This window comes from Caballeronia sp., assembly GCF_028292365.1.
In the GTDB taxonomy this organism is placed as follows: domain Bacteria; phylum Pseudomonadota; class Gammaproteobacteria; order Burkholderiales; family Burkholderiaceae; genus Caballeronia.
Window position 1 is genome coordinate 1 of the sequence record NZ_JAQGMM010000544.1, and the last position, 7,103, is coordinate 7,103.

A 7,103-nucleotide genomic window follows, 5' to 3' on the forward strand; every position below is an offset into this window, starting at 1 on the left:
ATTGTCAAGTTCGTGGGCGGCACGCCAGCGGACGCCACCAGCAACAGCCGCCGCATGCAGGCCATCACGCTGGGCGGCAATCCCGCGTTCACGCTTCCCGCGCTGAATTTCGCGCCGACCGCCGCAGGTATTGATGCTCGCAAGGTGGTCGATCGCGGCATCCTGCCGATCATCAATACAGGGATTGCGCACAAGGAAGCGGGCGTCGGGCAGATCGGGGCGGGCATTACCACGGCGCCGATGCCGGGTTTCATCGAAGCGATTCGCGCGCTCGCCGAACACGTTTAAACCACACGGGACACGCATCATGAGCAAGCCTTTGGCAATTGTCGCAGTCGGCGGCAACGCGCTGATCCGCGACGATCAACACGATAGCATTCCTGATCAATACGACGCGGTCGTCGAAAGTGCGCGGCACATTGCCGACATGATCGAGGCCGGATGGGATCTGGTGCTGACGCACGGCAACGGACCGCAAGTCGGTTTTATCCTGCGCCGCTCAGAACTCGCCGCCGATGAAGTCCGTCCGGTTCCGCTGGACTACGCGGTCGGGGATACGCAGGGCGCGATTGGCTATATGTTTCAAAAGGCGTTGAGCAACGCGCTGCGGCGCCGGGGGATTCATCGGCACGTGGTCACGGTTGTGACCCAGACCCGTGTCAGCCGCGACGATCCGGCGTTCCTCAAACCCGGCAAGCCGATAGGCGCTTTTTTCGATGAAGCCACCGCGCGGCAACGTGAAAGCTCGCTCGGATGGACGGTGATGGAAGACGCCGGCCGGGGCTGGCGCCGGACGGTGGCGTCGCCTCAGCCGTTGGAGATCCTGGAGCGCGAAGTGATCGCGACGTTGCTCACACAAGGGTGCGTGGTGATCGCGTGCGGTGGCGGCGGCATCCCGGTTCTGGTCGATGAGCATCAGCAGATTTTCGGCGTGGAAGCGGTCATCGATAAAGACCTGGCTTCGGCGCTTCTCGCCGAGCAACTGGGCGCCGATCTCTTGCTGATTCCTACTGGCGTGGAACAGGTGGCGATCAATTTCGGCAAGCCGGATCAGCGCTGGCTTGACACGCTGAGCCTGGCCGAAGCGCAGGAACTGATCTCGCAGAATCAGTTCGGCGCGGGCAGCATGCTGCCAAAAGTGGAAGCCATCATGCGATTCGTCACTCATAGCCGGGCGCATGGGGGACACGGCAAAGGCTTGATTACAAGCCCGGAATCGATCAAGCGCGCACTCGATCGCAAGACAGGGACATGGATCACGCAATAGTGGTTCTGGTCGTGTGAATTTTATTTAGCAATACCAATTTTAATTCAAGAACGAAGGCAGAAAAAATGGACAAGACTACGTTGCTGGCCGTCAATGGCACGCTCATGCGTGGGCTCGAACTGAACGGCAACATGACGGCGGCGGGCGGCGTGTTCCTGCGTGAAGACCACACCGATCCCCATTACAGGCTCTGGAGCATTGGCGATCGCCATCCGGGAATGATCCGCGTGGCAACGGGTGGAACGTCGGTCGCGCTCGAGATCTGGGAATTGCCGCTCGCGTCGTTCGCCGCATTGTTGCTGAGCGAACCAGCGGGTCTCGCGATCGGCAAGGTGACGCTTCACGACGGCAATCAGGTGTTGGGCGTGCTGGCCGAACCCTGGCTGGTTGAGAACCAGAAGGACATCACCGCGCACGGAAGCTGGCGCGCTTATACCGGTCATTTCTATTCCGCGTGACAGCGCGAAACTTCAGGGAACATTTGTATGCGCGACACTGACGAAGGCCCCAACACGGCGCCCGGATATCGCATTGCCATGATTTTGCTCGGCATTGCCGTTACGCCGGTTTTACTCTCCTCCTCCAGTCTGGGGAGTCAGTTATCGAGTCTGGCTTTGATCAAAGTGGTGGTTATGGGCGGCATCATCCTGACCGTCCTTTCTGCGATCACCATTTGCGTCGGCGAGAAGGCGCGGCTGCCGACGTACGGCATCGTTAAATATCCGTTCGGCGAGAAAGGGGCGATCGCAATCAACGTCCTGCTCGCGGTCAGTTTGTTCGGCTGGCTTGCCGTGACCGCCAATATGTTCGGGCATTCAGTTCCCGATCTGCTGGCGCAACAGGGACTCGAAATACCGGTGCCTGTACTGGTTGCCATGGGTTGCGTGATCTTTGTGATTGCTACGGCGTTTGGTTTCGAACTACTCGGGAAGGTGGCGCAGTTTGCCGTCCCGGTTATCGCGTTGATGCTCTGTTATTGCGTGTATGTTGCGGCTCACGGAATGGTCCCGGTGCCAGCCGGCTTCACCGATATGAATACCGGTGTGGCCGTTTCCACTGTTGTCGGGACGATTATCGTGCTGGTGGCTACGCTGCCCGATTTCGGCAGTTTCGTTCACGACCGCAAGCACGCGGTGATTGGCGCGGTGCTGACGTTCCTGATCGCTTATCCGTTGTTGTATTGGGCGGGTGCAACGCCGAGCGGGATCTCGGGCAAAGGGTCGCTGCTCGGCGCGATGGCCATGTTCGGGGCTGTGCTGCCGGCCGCTTTGCTGCTCATTTTTGCGACCGTCACGGGGAATGCCGGGAACATGTTTCAAGGCACGCTGGTTGTTTCCACGTTGTTCACGCGATTTCCCAAGTGGCAGATTACGGTCGCGCTTGGCGTGCTCGCGGTGATTGTCGGCAGCATGGACATCATGGCGTGGTTCATCCCGTTCCTGCTTTTTCTGGGGATCGCGACGCCGCCGGTGGCTGGGATTTATATTGCAGACTTTCTGCTTTATCGGCGAGGCGGGTATGACGAGCGCGTGCTCGCATCCGATCCTCAAGTGAAGGTGCTGACCTTCGTTGCGTGGATCATTGGATCGCTGGTCGGGTTCATGACGGTGAAGGGCGTGTTCTCCGTCACGGGCATCCCGTCGCTCGATTCGATTGTTGTCGCGTGCGCGTGTTACGCAATTTTCAGCCGGATCACGCGCTTGCGTAGCGTAGTCTCGCGGTTCTAGAACGTCGAATTGAAATCTGTCCGCCACGCGCTGTGGCGGACGTTTTTAACCCTGCGCGCCAATCAAATTCATCACCTTGATGTTCCGCGTATCCGGCACTTCCGCATACGACAGCACCTTCAACTGCGGCAAGCTCCTCCGCAGGAAACGAGCGAGCATGGCGCGTAACGAATGCTGCACCAGAAGTACCGGTGGCAATCCCATGTTCTGCTGACGCAGAATCGCGTTTTGTGTTGAGTTCAACAACGTCTGCGCCAAGCCCGGCTCCAGTCCGGGATTCGCGCCTGTCTGCAGCGCCTGCGACAACACGCGTTCCAGCGCCGGGTCCAGTCCCATCACCTGCAACTCGCCACTGCCCGGATACCACTGCTGCGTGATCGCGCGGCCCAGCGCAAGACGCACCGCTGCGGTCAGGTCGTACGCATCCGATATCTTCGGCGCGTGTTCCTGCAGTGCGTCCAGGATCGTGCGCATATCGCGGATAGGAACGCCTTCGTCCAGCAAGTTCTGCAGCACCTTCTGCAAGGTGGTCAGCGCCAGCGTCTTCGGCACCAGATCGTCGGTCAACGAAGGCGTGTCCTTGCCAACGCGTTCGAGCAACGCCTGCACTTCCTGACGGCCCAGCAACTCGGCCGCGTGCGTCACGACCAGATGGTTTAGGTGAGTCGCCACGACCGTGCTGGCATCGACTACGGTGTAGCCGTAGACCTGTGCCTGTTCGCGCAAGCTTGTATCAATCCACACGGCCGGCAAACCAAACGCCGGATCTTGCGTCGGATTTCCCGGCAGCGTCGCCGAGACTTGTCCCGGGTTGATCGCAAGCCACTGGCCAGGGAACGCTTCCCCTACGCCCACTTCCACGCCCTTCAACGCAATCCGATAACCATTCGGACGCAACTCCAGGTTGTCACGGATATGGATCACCGGCGGCAGGAAGCCAATTTCCTGCGCAAATTTCTTCCGGATACCCTTGATCCGTTTCAACAACTCGCCGTCCGCATTCCGGTCGACCAGCGGTATCAGCCGATACCCCACTTCCAGCCCGAGCGGATCGATCATCGCGACATCGTCCCAGCTCGCTTCCGTGTTTTCGAGCGGTGCAGCGGCGGCAGGCACGACGTCTGTTACCAGTGACGCTTTCTTCTTCGCCAGGATGCGCTGGTTCATGGAACGCGCGGCATAGATCAGACCACCGCCCAGCAGCAAGAACGCGAAGTGCGGCATGCCCGGAATCAACCCCATGATCCCGATGATCACGCCCGTAATCATCAACACGCGCGGGTTATTGAAAAGCTGCCCCGTCAACTGCGTGCCGATATCTTCTTCAGTCGCCACGCGCGACACGATCACGCCCGCTGCCGTCGAAATGATCAGCGAGGGGATCTGCGCGACAAGGCCATCGCCAATCGTCAGCAGCGTGTAGTTCGTGGCCGCGTGCGCGAAGTCCATGTCGTGCTGGAGCATCCCGACAATCAAGCCGCCCACAATGTTGATGATCATGATCATCAAGCCGGCAATCGCATCGCCGCGCACGAACTTGCTTGCACCGTCCATGGAGCCGTAGAACTCGGCTTCCTGCGCGACCTGCAAGCGGCGCTTGCGCGCCTGGTCTTCGTTGATGAGGCCAGCGTTCAAGTCGGCATCGATAGCCATCTGCTTGCCCGGCATCGCGTCGAGCGTGAAGCGTGCGCCCACTTCGGCAATCCGCCCCGCGCCCTTGGTAATCACCATGAAGTTGATGATCATCAGGATCACGAACACCACAATGCCGACCGCGAAATTCCCTCCCACCAGGAAGTGGCCGAATGATTCGATCACCTGGCCGGCGGCATCGGGACCGGTGTGGCCTTCGAGCAAGACGATCCGCGTGGACGCCACGTTCAGCGACAAACGCAGCAGCGTGGAGAACAGCAGCACGCTGGGGAACGCAGCGAAGTCGAGCGGCTTCTGCGTGTACATGCTGACGAGCAGCACCATCACGGACAGCGCGATGTTGAACGTGAACAGCAAGTCGAGCAAAAAGGCCGGCAGCGGCAAGATCATCATGCCGAGGATCATGCAGATCAGTACCGGCCCTGCGAGGGCCCGCAAATTCTGCGATCCCAATGCGTCGGGGCGCTTCGAGAAAAATCCGGCGCGCGCGTTCATGCGTTGTTTCCTTTGATCGGGTCATTTTCATCATCACCGGCTGAGTCCGGAGCCAGCGCTTCGGCGGCTTCCTGGTCGGCTTCTGATTCGGGGACGCTGCCTTTATCGAGTTCGGGAGGAACGTCGAGATTCTCGGGTTCGTCCGGCCGGCTGCCGCCGTCTTTCTTGAATTTGCGCAACTGGTACACCCACGCCAGCACCTGCGCGACGGCGCCGTACAGCGCGCCCGGAATCTCGCGGTCGATCTCGACGTTGTGATACAGCGCCCGTGCAAGCGGCGGTGCTTCAAGCAGCGGCACGTTATGTTCGAGCGCCAGTTCGCGGATACGCGCGGCCACGAGGTTCACGCCCTTCGCGACGACCCTCGGCGCGCGCATTTCGCCATCGGCATATTTCAGCGCAACGGCGAAGTGGGTCGGGTTGGTGACGATTACGTCGGCGGTAGGGACAGAGGTCATCATCCGGCGGCGGGCAGCGGCACGTTGCTGCGCACGAATGCGCGCCTTCACGGCCGGATCGCCATCGCTTTCACGATGCTCGCGCTTCACTTCTTCCTTGCTCATGCGCAGCTTCTTGGCGTGCGAAAAGAGCTGGTAGGGGACATCGACTGCGGCGACGAGGAACAGCCCCGCTATCGCCGTGCCGCAGCACACCACGAGCAAGTGCATGGCGTCGGCGAGTGCGAGGCTCAGTGGTTTCGTGACGAGGCCCAGCACCTGGTCCTTGCGGATCCACATCGCCCAGCCGGCCAGTCCGCCGACCACCAGGGTCTTCAGGATCGACATGCCGAGCGCAATCGGCCCTTGAATCGAGAAGATCTTGCCGAGCCCGCTGATGGGGTTCAGGCGGCTGAATTTCGGCGACAAGACCTGGGTGCTGAGCAGCCAGCCACCGAGCGCCAGGGGCGAGCCGGCTGCGGCCAGGCCCGTCAGCGCGAGCACCGGCCATAAAGCCATGAAACCTTCGCGGCCGGCGGCGGACGCGCCGATCAGCATCTGATTGGTATCGAGGACGGTGTTGTGATTGAACGTGAACGCGCCGCGCAAGATGGCCTGCATATGCTGGCTGACGGGACCGGAGAATCCCCAGATGCCGACGAATCCTGCGGCAAGCAGGGCGAACGACGTAAGTTCCCGCGAGCGCGCGACCTGACCTTCCTCCCGCGCCTTTTCCAGGCGTTTGGGAGTGGCTGATTCGGTCTTTTCGACGTCGCTCTCTTCTGCCACTTCGCTGTGCTCCAGTCCTGCCGGGCTTCCGTGAAAGCCTGGCGCATTGATCCAGTGGAGCGATTATTGCGAAAAGCAGCACGCGGCCATCGCTTGATCAGGGCGGAGAAACGGGGGTAATTCGGGCGATGGAACGGGTGCGAAAGACAGACGGCCAGGCACGGGCGGCCAGGCGAAAATGAAAAACGCGCCGGTCCCGAGGTGGGACACAGCGCGTAGCGAAGTGTTTTGAAGCGGTCCGCCTTTGAACGCAAAACCGTTTTAAACCCCGTAGATCCCCGGCACGCGGCCATCGGGACCGTAGAACGATGACTTCGGCGGCGCCATGGTCAGCGCGGCGAGCGCATTGCGGTTGTATTCCATGCGCGAGCGGATCAGCACGCCAATGCTGTTGTTGCCGCGCCGCGCACGTCCTGCCGCGGCGAGCAATTCCTGCCAGTGCGAGGCCAGCGCGTCGTCGCCGGTAACGGCTTGTTCCATGCCGATAAAACCCTTCGGCAGCCCAAGCGCGTCAAGTTGCTCGTCGCGCTGGCGTTCCAGTGCGGCAAGCTGCTCGGTCAACGCAGTTTTTTGTTCGATGATCGAAGGCAGCGTATCAAGCGGCGAAGCCGCAATCAGCGCTTTCTCTTCGTGGACCAGCAGCGACTCGAACGCCTGAACGGCAGCGGTTTCGTCGATAACAGTGGCAAGCAGGGCGTCTTTCATGGGCGACTCGCTAAAAACTCCGGCCCGCAT

At 60.7% G+C, this 7,103-nt stretch carries 6 protein-coding genes and 1 pseudogene; 4 read left to right on the forward strand and 3 right to left on the reverse strand.

Annotation, left to right across the window (positions count from 1 at the left end):
* The 4 genes and pseudogenes from JWR14_RS31930 to JWR14_RS31945 all read left to right on the forward strand — a co-directional run.
* Positions 1-288 (forward strand): annotated as a pseudogene (locus JWR14_RS31930) (hypothetical protein); the annotation flags it as partial.
* A 19-nt stretch (positions 289-307) separates the two neighbouring features.
* Positions 308-1,267 carry a carbamate kinase gene (gene arcC, locus JWR14_RS31935; protein WP_299717385.1) on the forward strand — a complete coding sequence of 320 codons (960 nt, stop codon included), beginning with the start codon at positions 308-310 and terminating at the stop codon, positions 1,265-1,267.
* Positions 1,268-1,332: 65 nt separating this feature from the next.
* Positions 1,333-1,725, forward strand: coding sequence for a glutamyl-tRNA amidotransferase (locus tag JWR14_RS31940; protein WP_299717387.1), 393 nt, complete (start codon positions 1,333-1,335; stop codon positions 1,723-1,725).
* A gap of 27 nt (positions 1,726-1,752) precedes the next feature.
* Complete coding sequence (locus JWR14_RS31945; RefSeq protein ID WP_299717389.1) at positions 1,753-2,994, forward strand: cytosine permease; 1,242 nt, start codon at positions 1,753-1,755, stop codon at positions 2,992-2,994.
* 45 nt (positions 2,995-3,039) lie between these two features.
* On the opposite strand, the gene flhA is transcribed toward JWR14_RS31945, so the two are convergent.
* The 3 genes from flhA to JWR14_RS31960 form a co-directional block, all read right to left on the reverse strand.
* Positions 3,040-5,142 carry a flagellar biosynthesis protein FlhA gene (gene flhA / locus JWR14_RS31950; protein ID WP_299717391.1) on the reverse strand — a complete coding sequence of 701 codons (2,103 nt, stop codon included), beginning with the start codon at positions 5,140-5,142 and terminating at the stop codon, positions 3,040-3,042.
* A complete protein-coding gene (gene flhB, locus JWR14_RS31955; protein ID WP_299717393.1) occupies positions 5,139-6,368 on the reverse strand; it encodes a flagellar biosynthesis protein FlhB in 1,230 nt (409 codons plus the stop codon). Before flhB ends, flhA begins: the two co-directional genes overlap by 4 nt.
* Positions 6,369-6,629: 261 nt before the next feature.
* Positions 6,630-7,073, reverse strand: coding sequence for a flagella synthesis protein FlgN (locus tag JWR14_RS31960; protein ID WP_299717395.1), 444 nt, complete (start codon positions 7,071-7,073; stop codon positions 6,630-6,632).
* Positions 7,074-7,103: the final 30 nt, after the last annotated feature.